13 protein-coding genes and 1 tRNA gene are annotated in these 15,127 nt (G+C 54.8%); 11 read left to right on the top strand and 3 right to left on the bottom strand.

The window, feature by feature from the left end; genetic code table 11:
• Positions 1-2: 2 nt before the first annotated feature.
• From F1379_RS11195 to pstA, 3 genes are all read left to right on the top strand, one after another.
• Positions 3-866, top strand: coding sequence for a phosphate ABC transporter substrate-binding protein (locus F1379_RS11195; protein ID WP_150269481.1), 864 nt, complete (start codon positions 3-5; stop codon positions 864-866).
• A gap of 83 nt (positions 867-949) precedes the next feature.
• Positions 950-1,903, top strand: a complete 954-nt coding sequence (gene pstC / locus F1379_RS11190) for a phosphate ABC transporter permease subunit PstC (RefSeq protein ID WP_150269479.1) — start codon at positions 950-952, stop codon at positions 1,901-1,903.
• Positions 1,900-2,781 (top strand): phosphate ABC transporter permease PstA, encoded by an 882-nt coding sequence (gene pstA / locus F1379_RS11185; protein ID WP_150269477.1) that lies wholly within the window; start codon positions 1,900-1,902, stop codon positions 2,779-2,781. The genes pstC and pstA overlap by 4 nt, the downstream gene beginning before the upstream one ends.
• Positions 2,782-3,184: 403 nt before the next feature.
• On the opposite strand, the gene F1379_RS11180 is transcribed toward pstA, so the two are convergent.
• Positions 3,185-3,258, bottom strand: a tRNA-Arg gene (locus tag F1379_RS11180).
• A gap of 206 nt (positions 3,259-3,464) precedes the next feature.
• On the opposite strand from F1379_RS11180, the gene F1379_RS11175 reads away from it, so the two are divergent.
• The 5 genes from F1379_RS11175 to ispG all read left to right on the top strand — a co-directional run bounded on the left by F1379_RS11175 (position 3,465) and on the right by ispG (position 9,159).
• Positions 3,465-4,325, top strand: a complete 861-nt coding sequence (locus tag F1379_RS11175) for a hypothetical protein (protein WP_239004634.1) — start codon at positions 3,465-3,467, stop codon at positions 4,323-4,325.
• Positions 4,326-4,422: 97 nt separating this feature from the next.
• A complete protein-coding gene (tig, locus tag F1379_RS11170) occupies positions 4,423-5,754 on the top strand; it encodes a trigger factor (protein WP_150269473.1) in 1,332 nt (443 codons plus the stop codon).
• Between the two features lie 294 nt (positions 5,755-6,048).
• On the top strand, positions 6,049-6,639 hold the full coding sequence (gene clpP / locus F1379_RS11165; RefSeq protein ID WP_150269471.1) for an ATP-dependent Clp endopeptidase proteolytic subunit ClpP: 591 nt from the start codon (positions 6,049-6,051) through the stop codon (positions 6,637-6,639).
• A 12-nt stretch (positions 6,640-6,651) separates the two neighbouring features.
• Positions 6,652-7,908 (top strand): ATP-dependent protease ATP-binding subunit ClpX, encoded by a 1,257-nt coding sequence (gene clpX / locus F1379_RS11160; protein WP_150269469.1) that lies wholly within the window; start codon positions 6,652-6,654, stop codon positions 7,906-7,908.
• A 120-nt stretch (positions 7,909-8,028) separates the two neighbouring features.
• On the top strand, positions 8,029-9,159 hold the full coding sequence (gene ispG, locus F1379_RS11155) for a flavodoxin-dependent (E)-4-hydroxy-3-methylbut-2-enyl-diphosphate synthase (RefSeq protein ID WP_150269467.1): 1,131 nt from the start codon (positions 8,029-8,031) through the stop codon (positions 9,157-9,159).
• 127 nt (positions 9,160-9,286) lie between these two features.
• Here ispG and F1379_RS11150 read toward each other — a convergent pair whose 3' ends face one another.
• Together F1379_RS11150 and F1379_RS30290 are read right to left on the bottom strand one after the other, a co-directional pair.
• Positions 9,287-9,523 (bottom strand): hypothetical protein, encoded by a 237-nt coding sequence (locus tag F1379_RS11150; protein WP_150269465.1) that lies wholly within the window; start codon positions 9,521-9,523, stop codon positions 9,287-9,289.
• The gene (locus F1379_RS30290) at positions 9,475-9,579 is read right to left on the bottom strand and encodes a hypothetical protein (RefSeq protein WP_239004646.1); all 105 of its coding nucleotides are present in this window, start codon (positions 9,577-9,579) and stop codon (positions 9,475-9,477) included. The genes F1379_RS11150 and F1379_RS30290 overlap by 49 nt, the downstream gene beginning before the upstream one ends.
• Before the next feature lie 483 nt (positions 9,580-10,062).
• Here F1379_RS30290 and lonB point away from each other — a divergent pair, with 483 nt between their 5' ends.
• The 3 genes from lonB to yihA all read left to right on the top strand — a co-directional run bounded on the left by lonB (position 10,063) and on the right by yihA (position 15,069).
• Positions 10,063-11,775, top strand: coding sequence for an ATP-dependent protease LonB (gene lonB / locus F1379_RS11140; protein ID WP_150269463.1), 1,713 nt, complete (start codon positions 10,063-10,065; stop codon positions 11,773-11,775).
• A gap of 252 nt (positions 11,776-12,027) precedes the next feature.
• Entirely contained in the window at positions 12,028-14,391 is a 2,364-nt protein-coding gene (gene lon, locus F1379_RS11135) for an endopeptidase La (protein ID WP_150269461.1), read from the top strand.
• Positions 14,392-14,403: 12 nt separating this feature from the next.
• Positions 14,404-15,069 carry a ribosome biogenesis GTP-binding protein YihA/YsxC gene (gene yihA / locus F1379_RS11130; RefSeq protein ID WP_150269457.1) on the top strand — a complete coding sequence of 222 codons (666 nt, stop codon included), beginning with the start codon at positions 14,404-14,406 and terminating at the stop codon, positions 15,067-15,069.
• Positions 15,070-15,127: the final 58 nt, after the last annotated feature.

Raw genomic sequence — 15,127 nt, 5'->3', positions numbered from 1 at the left:
CAATGAAGGTTTTCAAAAAATTTACGGTAACGGCTTTGACCGCCGTTCTCGCGGTAACGACCGCTTTTGCCGGGGTAGCCTCCGCGGCTGATACGCTTAAGGGCAAAATCACCATCAACGGTTCGACGGCGCTGCTGCCGCTGACGCTGCAGGCTGCAAAGGAATTCCAGAAGCTGCATCCGAAAGTAAAAATCGCCGCTTCCGGCAAAGGCTCCGTAACCGGGCCGCAGGCCGTGAAGAAGGGCATCGCCGACATCGGCGCCTGCGACTGGGATGCGAGCATCGACGTACCGGGCTTCAAAGCCTTTGACGGCCAAGTGGCCAACAAAGTGGCTGTCATTCCTTTTGCCACAATCGTGAACAAGAACGTCGGTGTAGACAACCTGACCACCGAGCAGCTGCAAGGCATTTTCTCCGGCAAAATCACCAACTGGAAGGATGTTGGCGGTTCTAACGCCGATATCGTAGTCATCACCCGTTCTTTCGGCTCCGGCACACGCGTCAACTACCAGGCTAAGGCACTGGCCGGCGGCGATATCGTGAAGAAAGAAAAGAACTACAAGGAAACCGGATCAAGCGGCGACATGAAGACGGCCGTAGCCACTACGCCTAACTCTATCGGCTACATCGACCTCGTGTATGTTAGCGGCGGCGATATCAAAGCCGTGAAATTCAACGGTATTGAAGCTACTACAGACAACGTAATTAACGGTTCGTACAAGATCTGGGCGTATGGTTACTACATGACCAAAGGCCAGCCGACTGGCGCTACGAAGGAATTTATCGAATACGTACAAAGCAAGAAATTCCAGAACGGCTCGCTGAAGAAGCTGAAATTCATCCCGATCTCGGCGATGAAGGGCTAAGCAGTAGCGGCATTCATATTGAAAGGTAAACGCGGCCAGCTCCGGTACCATTTCCGGGGGTGGCCGCTTACAGGAGGGAACGTATGGGGGCAGATGTGGAAAGCCTGGCTTCCCGGGCGCCGAAGAAGCATACAGAGGGGAAAATAAAGATAAACGCGAAACGCCACAGCAGACATTTGTTCAGCAACACCATGTCCCGCTATTATTTCTTGTTCAGTATTCTTGCGTTATGCTTCGTGCTCGGCCTGGTTATCGTTTTTATCGGAAAAACGGCCTTGCTCTTGTTCGGAAATGTCTCGCTGGCGGAATTCTTCTTTTCATTTAACTGGACGCCGGAAGAAGGCAGCTTCGGGGCTGCGGCCTTTATCATCAATACATTGTCGCTGACCGCGCTGACGCTGGTAATCGCCGTACCCATCTCCGTGGGGATGGCGGTGCTGTGCGCCGAGATCGCGCCGAAGTGGCTGACCGGCTTCATCCGGCCAGTGCTTGACCTGCTCGTTGGCATTCCGTCTATCGTCTACGGGTATTTGGGCCTGACGGTGCTGCTGCCTTTTCTCCGCCGTGTCAGCGGCGAGGGTCTGGGCGACGGGGTCTTGGCCGCAGCGCTGGTGCTGGCACTGATGGTGCTGCCGACGATCTGCCGGATCAGCGATGACGCCATCGTTGCCGTCCCCCGCAAATACCGGGACGCCGCCTATGCGCTTGGCTCGACGCGTCTGCAGGTCATCATGCGCGTGGTGCTGCCGGCGGCCAGCCGCGGAATCATCTCGGCGGTGATTCTCGGCATGACCCGCGCCATCGGCGAGACGATGGCCGTGGTGATGGTCATCGGCAATACGCCGCAGCTGGCCAAATCGCTGTTCACGCCGACATCGGTGCTGACCAGCAACATCGTGATGCAGATTTCGAACGTGGAATTTGACTCTGACTGGAACTATGCACTGCACATGATGGCCTTTCTGCTGCTGCTTATTTCCTTCGCCCTGATTCTGATTATCCGTGTTCTGGGCCGCAAAAGGAGGGACGCACAGTGAACGGATTTACACGTACACGTCATTCGGCACGGGCACAGCGGCGGAACCGTCTGGCGACGATCGGCTTCTATACGCTCGGTGCGCTGGTGCTGCTCCTGATCTTCTGGCTGCTCTTTACGATTCTCAGCAAAGGTCTCCCGTCCTTGCGGCCGGAGTTCCTGATCAGGCAACCGGAGGAGATCGACCCGGGAGGCGGGATCGGTCCGGTCCTGTTCAACTCCTTCTACATCCTGCTGATCTCGCTGGTGATCTCCATCCCCATCGGTATCGGCGGCGGCATCTATATGGCCGAATATGCACCGGACAACAAATTCACCGCTGCCTTGCGGATCTGCGTTGAATCCCTGTCCTCGGTGCCGTCGATTGTCTTCGGCCTTCTTGGCCTGGCGATCTTTGCCGAATACTTCGGTATCGGCCTGACCATTCTCGGCGGCGGAGTCAGCCTGGCGATGCTGAACCTGCCGATGCTGGCGCGCGTCACGGAGGAAGCCGTCCGCGCCGTTCCCGGCGAGATCCGCGAAGCCGGCTACGCGCTCGGCATGACCAAATCCTACGTCATCCGCAAGGTCGTGCTGCCGGTGGCGATGCCGGCCATTGTAACGGGCGTCTGCCTCGTGGCCGGACGCGCCTTCGGGGAATCGGCGGTCATCATCCTGACCGCCGGACTCAGCACCTCCGGCGAGATGTGGGACTTCAACCTGTTCTCCCCGGGCGAGACACTCGCCGTGCATCTCTGGTATGTGCAGTCCGAGGCCATCGTCGAAGACGCGCGGCAGATCGCCGACAAGTCGGCGGCTGTGCTGGTCTTCGTCGTGCTGATGATCAACTTCATGTTCCGCTTCCCGCTCTGGCTCGGCAACCGCCGCAAGGGGCGGTAGCATCGCAGCAGCAGGCTGCACAGGACACACAGGCCGCCGGATGATTCCGGCGGCCTGTTTTGCGCTGAGGGGTTCTCATCCCCCGAACGTCAAAACAGCCTACCCGAAGGAAGGCTGTTTCTGGACGTCCCAGGAGGGAGGGATACCGCCTCAAGGGGCGGATTGCGAAGCAGGTGCTCCCGAAGCGGATGCTCCAACGAACCCAGGGGCTTCTCATCCCCCGGAACGTCAAAACAGCCTTCCCGAAGGAAGGCTGTTTCTGGACGTCCCAGGAGGGAGGGATACCGCCCCAAGGGGCGGATTGCGAAGCAGGTGCTCCCGAAGCGGATGCTCCAACGAACCCGAGGGGGTTCTCATCCCCCGAACGTCAAAACAGCCTTCCCGAAGGAAGGCTGTTTCTGGACGTCCCAGGAGGGATTCGAACCCCCGACCGTGCGCTTAGAAGGCGCATGCTCTATCCGGCTGAGCTACTGGGACATAAATAAGAGACTGAAAAGCAAGCAAAAATTATGTTATCACACCTGCGCAAGTTTTTCAACTTGTTTTTTTGAAAAGGGGGAGGGATATGCTATAATCTACAATTGACTATAAACGGATGAAAGGAGGTTTCCCTTATCAATCATTTCAATTCCCCTGCCAAAGAGAATATTGTACTGTTCCCGAAGACATTGGATTACTACCAGATGCAGCTGACCGTCATGCTGGAGAGCGAACGCTACGGCGAGGCGATGGAGCTGCTGCGTTTTCTGCTGCAATGCCAGGGACAGGAAGAACGGAATTACGAGGAATGGCGCTCGCTTCTGGAGTGGCTGGAGACGGCATTTCCCTATGCCATCCGCAGCGATGAACCGCAAGGGGAGGCTCCAGCAGAGGATCAGGATATGAATGAGCAGGACATGGCCCGCCATCTGGCCAGAACCAAGCTCGAAGAGGATTCGGCATATCCCGACAAGCTGCTGAACCGTGTCATGAATGAACCGCTATCGGAGGCGACGATTCTGGCGCTGGAGCAGTTATCATATCTGGACGGCCCTCAGGTGGATGAGAAGCTTATGGCGTGGCTGCAGGGTTCACGCGTACACCCGCTGCTGCAATTCCGTGCGCTGCAGACGCTGCGGCGGCGAGGTGCGCAGGGGACCCTCCAACTGCTGCGCGGACAGGAAGCTTCATTAATAGAGATCGAGGATGTGCCGCTAGTTAATGAGGATTTTCCCGTGCAGATCAGCCAGGTGATGGAGCGGCTCGCCGAGCAGACGGAGGTACATGAGCCGACACTCTATTATTTTGCCCAGGAGCTGTGGGGGCAGTTTATAATGTCGATTTATGGAACTTCCCATTACCGCAAGCTGGTTGAAGGCGAAGAAGAGCAGCTGGATATTTGGGCCGGGGCGCTCCACCAGATGGTCTCCGAGAGTCTGAACGGCACCCGTCAGGAGGAAGAGACCCGCACCATGTACGGGATTACGGGCAGCATGCGCTTCCAGTTCGAGGCGGCATACCGTTACCTGAAAGGGTTCATTAAGAGTTCTCTACTTGATAATTAGAGCAATGTTGGATATAATATAATGGTTATTCTGTGCGTGAATACGTGAATGTTCTACAGGTCAATATGCAACCTATTTTTGGAGGGAAAAGTATATCATGAAAGCAACCTGGGAAAAGATAGAGAAGAACCTTGGGGTTCTTGAAGTAGAAGTTGAAGCTGAACGCGTAGCGGCAGCGCTCGACAAAGCTTTTAATAAAGTGGTTAAGAAAGCGAACGTACCTGGCTTCCGTAAAGGCAAAGTGCCGCGGGTTATTTTTGAATCCCGTTTCGGCGTAGAGAGCCTGTATCAGGATGCTATCGACATCCTTCTGCCTGAAGCCTACAGCGAAGCGGTTGAACAAGCCGACATTTTCCCTGTAGACCGTCCGGAAGTGGACATCGAGCAATTTGCCAAAGGCCAATCCTTCATCTTCAAAGCGAAGGTAACAGTGAAGCCTGAAGTGACCCTTGGCGATTACAAAGGTCTGGAAGTTCCGGCCCAGAAGGCCGAAGTTTCCGAAGACGAGCTGAACGCTGAACTGAAGCGTCTGCAGGAGCGTCATGCCGAGCTGGTTGTCGTGGAAGAAGAAGCAGCACAGAACGGCGACACTGCGGTTATCGACTTCGACGGCTATGTAGACGGCGAAGCGTTCGAAGGCGGCAAGGCTGAACGCCATTCCCTGGAACTGGGCAGCGGCTCTTTCATCCCTGGCTTCGAAGAGCAAGTGGTAGGAATGGCTACCGGCGACTTCAAGGATGTAGAAGTGACTTTCCCTGAGGCTTACCATGCCGAGAACCTTGCAGGCAAAGCTGCTGTATTCAAAGTGAAGCTGCATGAAATCAAGCGCAAACAGCTCCCTGAGCTGGACGACGAATTCGCCAAAGATGTGAGCGAGTTCGACACGCTGGAAGAATACAAGGCCGACCTGAAGAAACAGCTCGAATCCCGCAAGCAGAACGAACTGAAAGGTGCCCGCGAGAATGCGGTAGTCGACAAAGCGGCAGCCAACGCTGAAGTTGAAATTCCTGCAGCTATGATCGACAGCGAAGTGCAGAACATGGTTCGTGACTTCGACAACCGTCTGCGCCAGCAAGGCATGAACATGGACATGTTCCTGAGCTTCTCCGGCCAGACCCGCGAAGATCTGGAAGAGCAGATGAAGGGCGACGCCGAGAAACGCGTCCGCAACAACTTGGTGCTCGAAGTGATCTCCAAGACCGAGAACATCGAAGTTTCTGAAGAAGAAGTTAATGAAGAACTGGCTTCTATGGCTGAGAACTTCAGACGCACTCCGGAAGAAATCAAGACGATCCTGGCAGCCAACGGTTCCCTGGGCAGTCTGAAGGAAGAAATCGCTCTGCGCAAGACGATTGATTTCCTCGTAGAGAACAGCGTGGAAGTGGAAGCTTCCGAAGAAGCTCCGGCTGAAGAGACAAGCGCTGAATAAGCTCTTGCACCAAAGTCTCCTGCATAGCATTGAATCAACCAGATAGGCTGCTTCTAGCGGCCTCCATAATATGGCGATAAGGCACGTAATCAAGGTTACGTGCCTTTGCTTTTTTTAATTTTCAGGTGCGGGGAGAGAAGGAGTTGGCATTCCGTGCGCAATTAGGCTATAATGCAGGCACACGCTCTAAGCTGGACTCCCGCGCACAGTGAAAAAATGACATACTGTCTTGAACGTGTTAAAATATTTTTGAAACGGAAAGACTATTCTGTGCAGAGAAAAGAGGTTGGTGGCATGAGTCTGGTACCTATGATTGTAGAAACCACGAGTCGGGGAGAACGCTCGTACGATATTTATTCCAGATTGCTCAAGGACCGCATCATTTTCCTGAGCACTGCAATTGACGATGATGTCGCCAATCTGGTTATAGCCCAATTGCTGTTCCTCGCAGCTGACGATCCCGAGAAGGACATTCACTTATATATCAATTCACCCGGTGGTTCTGTCACAGCCGGCATGGGTATATATGATACGATGCAATACATCAAACCGGATGTATCGACGATTTGCGTAGGGATGGCGGCCAGCATGGGTTCACTCCTGCTTACGGCCGGAGCGCCCGGTAAGCGGTACGCGCTCACCAACAGCGAGGTTATGATTCATCAGCCGCTCGGCGGCGTCCAGGGGCAGGCTTCCGACATTTGGATTCATACCGACTGGATTCTCAAGACGAGACAGAAGCTGAATCAGATATATGTGGAGCGCACAGGTCAACCCCTTGAGAAAATCGAACGGGATACAGACCGCGATAACTTCATGAGCGCGGAAGAAGCGAAGGAATACGGGTTAATCGACCAGATACTCACTTCATCGATCATATCTTAAAGGGGTGGTAAGATGTTTAAATTTAACGACGAAAAAGGGCAATTGAAATGTTCTTTTTGCGGTAAATCGCAAGAGCAGGTCCGTAAGCTCGTAGCCGGTCCCGGCGTTTATATATGTGACGAATGCATCGAGCTGTGCACGGAGATTGTGGAAGAGGAACTCGGCCACGAGGAAGAGCTGGATCTGAAGGATATTCCGAAGCCTAAGGAAATCCGCGATATTCTCGACCAGTATGTTATCGGACAGGAGCAGGCGAAGAAATCCCTCTCCGTTGCCGTTTACAATCATTACAAGCGCGTCAACAGCCAGAGCAAGATCGAAGACGTCGAGCTGACGAAGAGTAACATTCTGCTGCTCGGCCCGACAGGCTCGGGTAAGACGCTGCTCGCCCAGACGATGGCGAAGATTCTCAATGTGCCGTTTGCGATCGCAGATGCCACTTCTCTGACCGAAGCCGGCTATGTCGGTGAGGATGTTGAGAACATTCTGCTGAAGCTGATCCAGGCTGCCGATTACGATGTGGAGAAAGCCGAACGCGGCATTATCTATATTGACGAAATCGATAAGGTTGCACGTAAATCCGAGAACCCGTCCATTACCCGCGACGTTTCCGGGGAAGGCGTACAGCAGGCGCTGCTGAAGATTCTGGAAGGCACCGTTGCTTCCGTTCCGCCGCAGGGCGGACGCAAGCATCCGCACCAGGAATTCATTCAGATCGATACAACGAACATTCTGTTCATTGTAGGCGGTGCATTTGACGGTCTGGAGCAAATGATCAAACGCCGCATCGGCAAAAAGGTCATCGGCTTCAACGCCGCTATGGAAGGCCAGAAGGATTTGAAGCCGGGCGAGTACCTGTCGATGGTTCTTCCGGAAGACCTGCTCAAATTCGGTCTGATCCCTGAATTTGTAGGCCGTCTGCCAGTCATCTCAACATTGGAGCCGCTCGATGAGCATACGCTGGTGCGTATTCTGTCCGAGCCGAAGAACGCGTTGACTAAGCAATACGTCAAGCTGCTGGAGATGGACAATGTTGCACTCAAGTTCGAGCCGAAGGCGCTGGAAGCCATCGCCAAGGAAGCCATCAAACGCAACACGGGCGCACGCGGTCTGCGGGCAATCATCGAGAGCATCATGCTCGACGTGATGTACGAGGTGCCTTCGCGCGATGACATCAAGGATTGTGTCATTACCGAGCAGGTCGTGCAGGAGAAGGCTGTGCCTGAGCTGGGCATCAAGAAGGATAAGAAAAAAGAGGAGAGCGCCTAATCTTTCTCATCTGAGGATGTGCAGACGCAGCTGCCTGACAATATTGATCACTGCCTCCACCTGTCTTCGGCTGATTGCTGGAGTACAGGTGGAGCTTTGATCGTTATGGGGGAGAAAACCATGTATTTGAGACACCAGACCCGTCCTGTCAATGTCGGCGGGGTCATCATCGGGGGAAACAACGAGGTTGCTATTCAAAGCATGTGTACGACCAAAACCGCTGATGTGGAAGCAACGGTTGCCGAGATTTTGCGGCTGGAGGAAGCGGGCTGTCAAATTGTACGCGTAACCGTGAACAATGAGGAAGCGGCCGCAGCGATCAAGGAAATCAAAGCACGCATTCATATTCCGCTGGTTGCGGATATTCATTTTAACTATAAGCTGGCGCTGCTCGCCATTGAGAACGGCATCGACAAGGTGCGGATCAATCCGGGCAACATCGGCCGCCGCGACAAGGTGGAAGCGGTCGTTAAGGCTTGCAAGGACAAGGGCATTCCGATCCGTATCGGGGTGAACGCCGGTTCCTTGGAGAACCATTTGCTGGAGAAATACGGCTATCCTACCGCCGATGCAATGGTAGAGAGTGCCCTCTATCACATCGGCATTCTGGAAGAGCTCGATTTCCATGATATCATCGTCTCTCTGAAGGCATCCGATGTGCCGATGGCCATCGAAGCCTACCGCAAGGCGGCTGAGGTCATCCCTTATCCGCTGCATTTGGGCATTACCGAATCCGGCACCTTGTTCGCCGGTACAGTCAAGAGCTCCGCAGGCATCGGTGCGCTGCTCTCCATGGGCATCGGCAGTACCGTGCGGATCTCGCTCAGTGCCGATCCGGTAGAAGAGGTGAAGGTGGCCCGTGAGCTGCTGAAGACCTTTGGTCTGATCTCGAACGCCGCCACCCTGATTTCCTGCCCGACCTGCGGCCGTCTGGACATTGACCTGTTCTCCATCGCCAACGAAGTAGAGGAGTACATCTCCAAGCTGAAGGTGCCGATCAAGGTCTCGGTCCTTGGCTGCGCCGTGAACGGCCCAGGCGAGGCACGCGAAGCTGACATTGGCATCGCGGGCGCCCGCGGTGAAGGTCTGTTGTTCCGCTATGGCAAGATGATCCGCAAGGTTCCTGAAGCCGAGCTTGTCTCCGAGCTGAAGAAGGAAATCGACGTCATTGTCGAGCATTTTGAACGGACCGGGGAGATTCCGGGACGCAGTCACGCCGGGCTGGCACCCGCTGTGCAGACAGAAGCCTAAAGAGCATGCAGCCATTATCTTTGCAGATATAGAAAGCCCCTCCGTAACGGGAAACCGTAGCGGGGGGCTTTTTGATTTGGGCATAAATTGATTAGAGCGCAGACTGTTCGATTCACCCACAATTATTTTATGGTTCACCCTTGGGTCTAGATTCTCTCTGCTGGATGAATTCAAGAAATTCCAACGTAATTGTAGAGATCGCATCCTCTTTGGGGAGATGAATATACCGGCTTATGTTCAGAATATCCTCCCTGAATAAATGAAGGAGCTGCAAAGTAGCTTCAGGCTTTTTGAGCTTGGCTTCCTGCAGCAGGGTTAAGAATTCGTGATCTGTGATAAGCTGCGCAGCATCTTTTTCTTGCATTTGTTCACCGCCTGTTGACTGATCTGTAATTCCTGGGCCACCTCGTGCTCTGTCATGCCTTGAAGATAAAGCTTGCAGAGAATTGTCTTTCCATGAACCGGGAGCGTATTTAACAATTCTTCCACGCAAATCTTTGAATCGGAATGGGCTGTGAAATTATAGTCAACGGGTTGATTGTCAAAAAGCGAGAACTCCCGTGAATGAATTTTCCTTGCCTTATACTGCACTCTCCAGCCAATCCGATAAATCTCCTGTTTACATTCCTCATAAGCGCTCACTATTGAATTCCCCTTTCTGTGAGTACATTGCTTCGTTTATATGTAGGGAGGATAAAAAAGGAATTTACAACCAATAGTAAGAACATTTGTTCTTATAATATCATGAAATAGAGCAATGTATATATCGAAAAGTGAATTTTTTCCTGTAACATACAAAAAAATGAAGAGAGCGCCCGGTTTATGAATTTCTGAAAAGGCTATACTACCTAGTAGTAGTCAAGGCGTGCTGACAATAGTGAGAGGAAAGTGGAGGGAAGACCTATGGGAGAATTAGGAATATTGGTGATGCTCGTCCAGCTCTTTTTTGCGCTGGTTATCGGCGTTTATTTTTGGAACCAGCTGCGGGGGCAGAAGACCAATAAATCGGCGGTGGAGCGTGAATCACGCAAGGAGCTGGACAAGATGCGCAAAATGCGGATGATCTCGCTGACCAAACCGCTTTCGGAGAAGACGCGTCCGGCTTCCATCGGTGATATCGTCGGTCAAAAGGACGGGCTGCGTGCCCTGAAGGCGGCTCTGTGCAGCGCAAATCCGCAGCATGTCATCATCTATGGGCCGCCCGGTATCGGCAAGACGGCCGCTGCGCGTGTCGTGATGGAGGAAGCAAAGAAGAACCCGCTGTCTCCCTTCAAAACCGATGCCAAATTTACGGAGATTGATGCCACGACCGCGCGTTTTGACGAGCGGGGGATTGCCGATCCGCTGATCGGCTCGGTGCATGATCCCATCTATCAGGGAGCGGGAGCCATGGGCATTGCCGGGGTACCGCAGCCGAAGCCGGGAGCGGTTACCAAGGCGCACGGCGGCATTCTGTTCCTTGATGAGATCGGCGAGCTGCATCCGATTCAGATGAACAAGCTGCTGAAGGTGCTGGAAGACCGGAAGGTGCTGCTGGAGAGTGCGTATTACAACTCTGAGGACAGCAATACACCGGCATACATTCACGATATCTTTCAAAATGGCCTGCCAGCCGATTTCCGGCTGGTAGGCGCTACGACCCGGTCGCCGGAGGAGATTTCGCCGGCGCTGCGCTCGCGCTGCATGGAGATCTACTTCCGGCCGCTGCTGCCGGAGGAGATCGCCGTTATCTCGCGCGACGCGATTCAGAAGATCGGGCTGAAGCCCAGCCCCGAAGCGGTGGCTGTCGTGCAGCAATATGCAACCAACGGCCGCGAGGCGGTCAATATGATCCAGCTTGCCGCGGGTCTCGCCCTTACCGAAGGCCGGGAGACCTTAAGCGCTGCGGATGTGGAATGGGTGGCCAGCAGCAGCCAGCTGCCGCTGCGCACGGAGCGCAAGGTGCCGACTGCACCGCAGATCGGCCTGGTGAATGGCCTGGCCGTCTACGGCCCGGGCATGGGCACACTGCTGGAGATCGAAGTCTCCGCCGCCCCGGCGCAGAGCGGCCAAGGCCGCCTGCATATTACCGGCGTAGTCGATGAAGAAGAGATCGGCGGCGGCTCACGCACCATCCGCCGCAAGAGCATGGCCAGAGGCTCGGTCGAGAACGTGCTGACCGTGCTGCGGCTGATGGGTCTGGAGCCGGACCGCTTCGACCTGCATGTCAACTTCCCCGGCGGCACGCCGATCGACGGTCCGTCCGCCGGAGTCGCCATGGCGGCGGCGATCGTATCGGCCATCCGGCGGCTGCCGGTGGACAACACCGTGGCGATCACCGGGGAGATCGGCATCCACGGCCGGGTGAAGCCGGTCGGCGGGGTCATCGCCAAGGTGGAGGCGGCCTTCCAGGCCGGGGCGACCACGGTGCTGATTCCGAAGGACAACTGGCAGTCGCTCTTCGCCGACCTGTCTCCGCTGCAGGTTATACCGGTGGAGACCGTGGAGGAGGTCTTCCTCCACCTGTTCGGAACCGAGATCGCCGATGTGCGGCTGCCTGCGGTATCCGGCGAGATATACTCGGCGGGACCTTCGCTTTTTAAAGCGGACGCCGCTTCAGACAATGCGGCCAACTGAACGGCTGAACAGCATATCGGATAAGGAAGAAGCGGCAGGGGACTGCCGTTTCTTTTTTTGTAAAGACAGTATATCTCACAGAGCTCCCTGACATAATCTGCAGCGATGCAGCGGATACTAAAACGTGGAAACCACCAACTGAAGTGCAGCGCCGGGGCTGTGCTTTTGTGTAAGCTATTGGTGTTTTGATGCCGCTTTTGTTAGAATAAATGCAGGTGAAACTACTTGAGAACCATGGGAGGTGCGAAAGCGATGATACAAAAACAATCCAAAGGTCGTCGTTTTCCTTTATTGCCGCTTAGAGGTCTTCTTGTGTACCCTAGCATGGTTCTTCACTTGGATGTGGGTCGCGAGAAATCCGTTCGGGCGTTGGAAAAAGCTATGGTTGAAGACAACCTGATTCTCCTCTGCTCCCAGTCGGAAGTGAATATTGAGGAGCCGGGACAAGAAGATATCTTTCGCGTCGGTACCGTCGCCAATGTGCGGCAGATGCTGAAGCTTCCGAATGGAACCATCCGCGTGCTGGTGGAAGGCGTAGAGCGGGCGGAGATCATTCATTATACGGACAATGAGGAATTCTATGAGGTGCTCGCGCGCGAGCTGCCGGAGCAGGAAGAGGTCGACCAGGAAAGCGATGCCTTGATGCGTACCGTGCTCAGCCAGTTCGAGCATTATATCACCTTGTCCAAGAAGGTCACGCCGGAGACACTGGCTGCTGTTTCGGATATTGAAGAGCCGGGGCGTCTGGCCGATGTAATTACCAGCCATTTATCGCTGAAGATTAAGGATAAGCAGGAGATTCTGGAAACCATCGATGTCAGCAAACGCCTGGAGAAGCTGCTCGATATTCTTAATAATGAACGCGAAGTGCTGGAGCTAGAGCGCAAGATCAACCAGCGTGTGAAGAAGCAGATGGAGAAGACCCAGAAGGAGTATTATCTGCGCGAGCAGATGAAGGCGATCCAGAAGGAGCTCGGGGAGAAGGAAGGCCGTGCCGGCGAAGCCGACGAGCTGCGTGCCCAGATGCAGGAGAAGGATCTGCCGGAGCGCGTGCAGGAGAAGATTGAGAAGGAAATCGACCGTCTGGAAAAAATGCCGGCAAGCTCGGCCGAAGGCAGTGTCATCCGCAATTACGTCGATTGGCTGTTAAGCCTGCCCTGGAGCGAAGCGACAGAGGATGATCTCGATATTCTGAAAGCCGAGCAGGTCCTGGATGAGGACCACTATGGGCTGGAGAAGCCCAAGGAACGCGTGCTGGAGTATCTGGCCGTGCAGCAGCTGGTCAAGAAGCTGAAGGGTCCGATTCTCTGTCTGGTAGGGCCTCCCGGCGTCGGCAAAACCTCGCTCGCCCGCTCCATCGCCCGCTCGCTGAACCGCAAGTTCGTGCGCATCTCGCTGGGCGGCGTGCGCGATGAAGCCGAAATCCGTGGGCATCGCCGCACGTATGTCGGCGCAATGCCGGGCCGTATCATCCAGGGGATGAAGACGGCAGGCAGCATTAACCCGGTCTTCTTGCTCGATGAGATCGACAAGATGGCGTCGGATTTCCGCGGCGACCCGTCGGCCGCGCTGCTCGAGGTGCTGGACCCTGAACAGAACAGCACGTTTAGTGACCATTTTGTCGAGATGCCGTTCGATCTCTCGAACGTTATGTTCGTGACGACGGCCAACACGGTTCACAACATTCCGCGTCCGCTGCTGGACCGTATGGAGATGCTGCATATTCCGGGCTATACGGAGCTGGAGAAGCTGCAGATTGCCTCGCGCTATCTGCTGCCGAAGCAGCGCAAGAACCACGGGCTGGAGGAAGAACAGTTAATCATCGAGAACGAAAGTGTGCTGAAGATCATCCGTGAGTACACACGCGAATCCGGTGTGCGCAATCTGGAACAGCAGATCGCTGCACTCTGCCGTAAAGCGGCTAAGAAGATCGTATCCGCCGAAACCAAGCAGGTCACGATTCTGCCTGATGAGGTCAAGGATTATCTTGGCGTCTCGAAGTACCGCTACGGCGTAGCGGAGCTGGAAGACCAGATCGGCACCGTAACCGGACTGGCGTGGACAGAGGTCGGCGGCGATACGCTGCTGATCGAAGTGACGGTCGTGCAGGGCTCCGGCAAGCTGATCCTGACCGGCCAGCTCGGCGACGTGATGAAGGAATCGGCCCAGGCTGCCTTCAGCTATACGCGTTCGAAGGCCGAGGAGCTCGGGCTTGCGCCTGATTTTCATGAGAAGAACGACATTCATATCCACATTCCCGAGGGAGCCATTCCGAAGGATGGCCCTTCGGCCGGTATTACCATCGCTACGGCGTTGATCTCTGCCTTGACGAAGCGTTATGTCTCCAAGGATGTAGCGATGACTGGTGAGATTACACTGCGCGGACGAGTGCTCCCGATTGGCGGACTGAAGGAGAAATCGCTGGCCGCCCACCGCGCCGGATACAAGAAGATCCTGCTTCCGAAGGACAATGAGCGCGATCTTAAAGATATTCCGGAGAGTGTGCGCAATGATGTGGAATTCGTGCCGGTCTCCCATATGGACCAGGTATTGCAGCATGCGCTTGTAGAACAGCAGACCGCCGCCCTCAGCGAGGCGCAGAGCAGTGTGCATTAGAAAGGAAACGATATGAAAGCTACTGAATATAAAGTGAATCAGGCCGAATTCGTGATCAGCGCAGTCGGCCCTGATCAATACCCTGTGGACGCCTTGCCGGAGATTGCTCTGGCAGGGCGCTCCAATGTCGGGAAGTCATCCCTGATCAACCGGATGATCCAGCGCAAGAATCTGGCCCGCACCAGCTCCACCCCCGGCAAGACGCAGCATATGAACTATTACCGTATCAATGAGCAGTTATACCTTGTCGATTTTCCCGGTTACGGCTATGCCAAGGTCTCCAAGACCCAGCGTGCCGCCTGGGGCAAGATGGTCGAAAGATATCTGGCCGAGCGCGAGACGCTGAAGCTGATCTTGCTCGTAGTAGACCTGCGCCATCCGCCAACAGCCGACGACAAGATGATGTTCGACTGGATCAAGCATTATGATCTGCCGCTCTGCGTAGTTGCCACCAAAGCGGACAAGATTCCCAAGACCCGCTGGCCGAAGCATATCAAGATTATGAAGCAGGAGTTGGGCGTGCTGCCGGGCGACAGCTTTATTCCGTTCTCTTCAGAGATCGGTCTCGGCAAGGAGGAGCTTTGGGGGGTAATTCTCGGAGCAACCGCTACAGAGGATGAAGGGCTGGAAGAGGTAGAGGCTTCCGGGATTATGCCTAGTGAGGAACTGGAGTCCTAATAGTTCTTGGGTAGATAGTCTTAGATGATTTACCGGCAGCTGCAGGCTGCTGCTAGTT

Source organism: Paenibacillus tepidiphilus, assembly GCF_008635795.1.
GTDB lineage: Bacteria > Bacillota > Bacilli > Paenibacillales > Paenibacillaceae > Paenibacillus_AQ > Paenibacillus_AQ tepidiphilus.
Note: the sequence above shows the minus strand (reverse complement) of the source record. Positions and strands in the feature narration are given on the sequence as shown.

What these genes read in the sequence shown, in the direction of transcription:
- clpP (WP_150269471.1), top strand. Translation starts at nt 6,049, where the DNA reads ATGAGTCTGGTACCTATGATTGTAGAAACCACGAGTCGGGGAGAACGC.
- lon (WP_150269461.1), top strand. Translation starts at nt 12,028, where the DNA reads ATGATACAAAAACAATCCAAAGGTCGTCGTTTTCCTTTATTGCCGCTT.
- F1379_RS11195 (WP_150269481.1), top strand. Translation starts at nt 3, where the DNA reads ATGAAGGTTTTCAAAAAATTTACGGTAACGGCTTTGACCGCCGTTCTC.
- tig (WP_150269473.1), top strand. Translation starts at nt 4,423, where the DNA reads ATGAAAGCAACCTGGGAAAAGATAGAGAAGAACCTTGGGGTTCTTGAA.
- lonB (WP_150269463.1), top strand. Translation starts at nt 10,063, where the DNA reads ATGGGAGAATTAGGAATATTGGTGATGCTCGTCCAGCTCTTTTTTGCG.
- yihA (WP_150269457.1), top strand. Translation starts at nt 14,404, where the DNA reads ATGAAAGCTACTGAATATAAAGTGAATCAGGCCGAATTCGTGATCAGC.
- F1379_RS30290 (WP_239004646.1), bottom strand. Translation starts at nt 9,579, where the DNA reads ATGACAGAGCACGAGGTGGCCCAGGAATTACAGATCAGTCAACAGGCG.
- F1379_RS11175 (WP_239004634.1), top strand. Translation starts at nt 3,465, where the DNA reads ATGCAGCTGACCGTCATGCTGGAGAGCGAACGCTACGGCGAGGCGATG.
- F1379_RS11150 (WP_150269465.1), bottom strand. Translation starts at nt 9,523, where the DNA reads ATGCAAGAAAAAGATGCTGCGCAGCTTATCACAGATCACGAATTCTTA.
- pstC (WP_150269479.1), top strand. Translation starts at nt 950, where the DNA reads ATGGGGGCAGATGTGGAAAGCCTGGCTTCCCGGGCGCCGAAGAAGCAT.
- clpX (WP_150269469.1), top strand. Translation starts at nt 6,652, where the DNA reads ATGTTTAAATTTAACGACGAAAAAGGGCAATTGAAATGTTCTTTTTGC.
- ispG (WP_150269467.1), top strand. Translation starts at nt 8,029, where the DNA reads ATGTATTTGAGACACCAGACCCGTCCTGTCAATGTCGGCGGGGTCATC.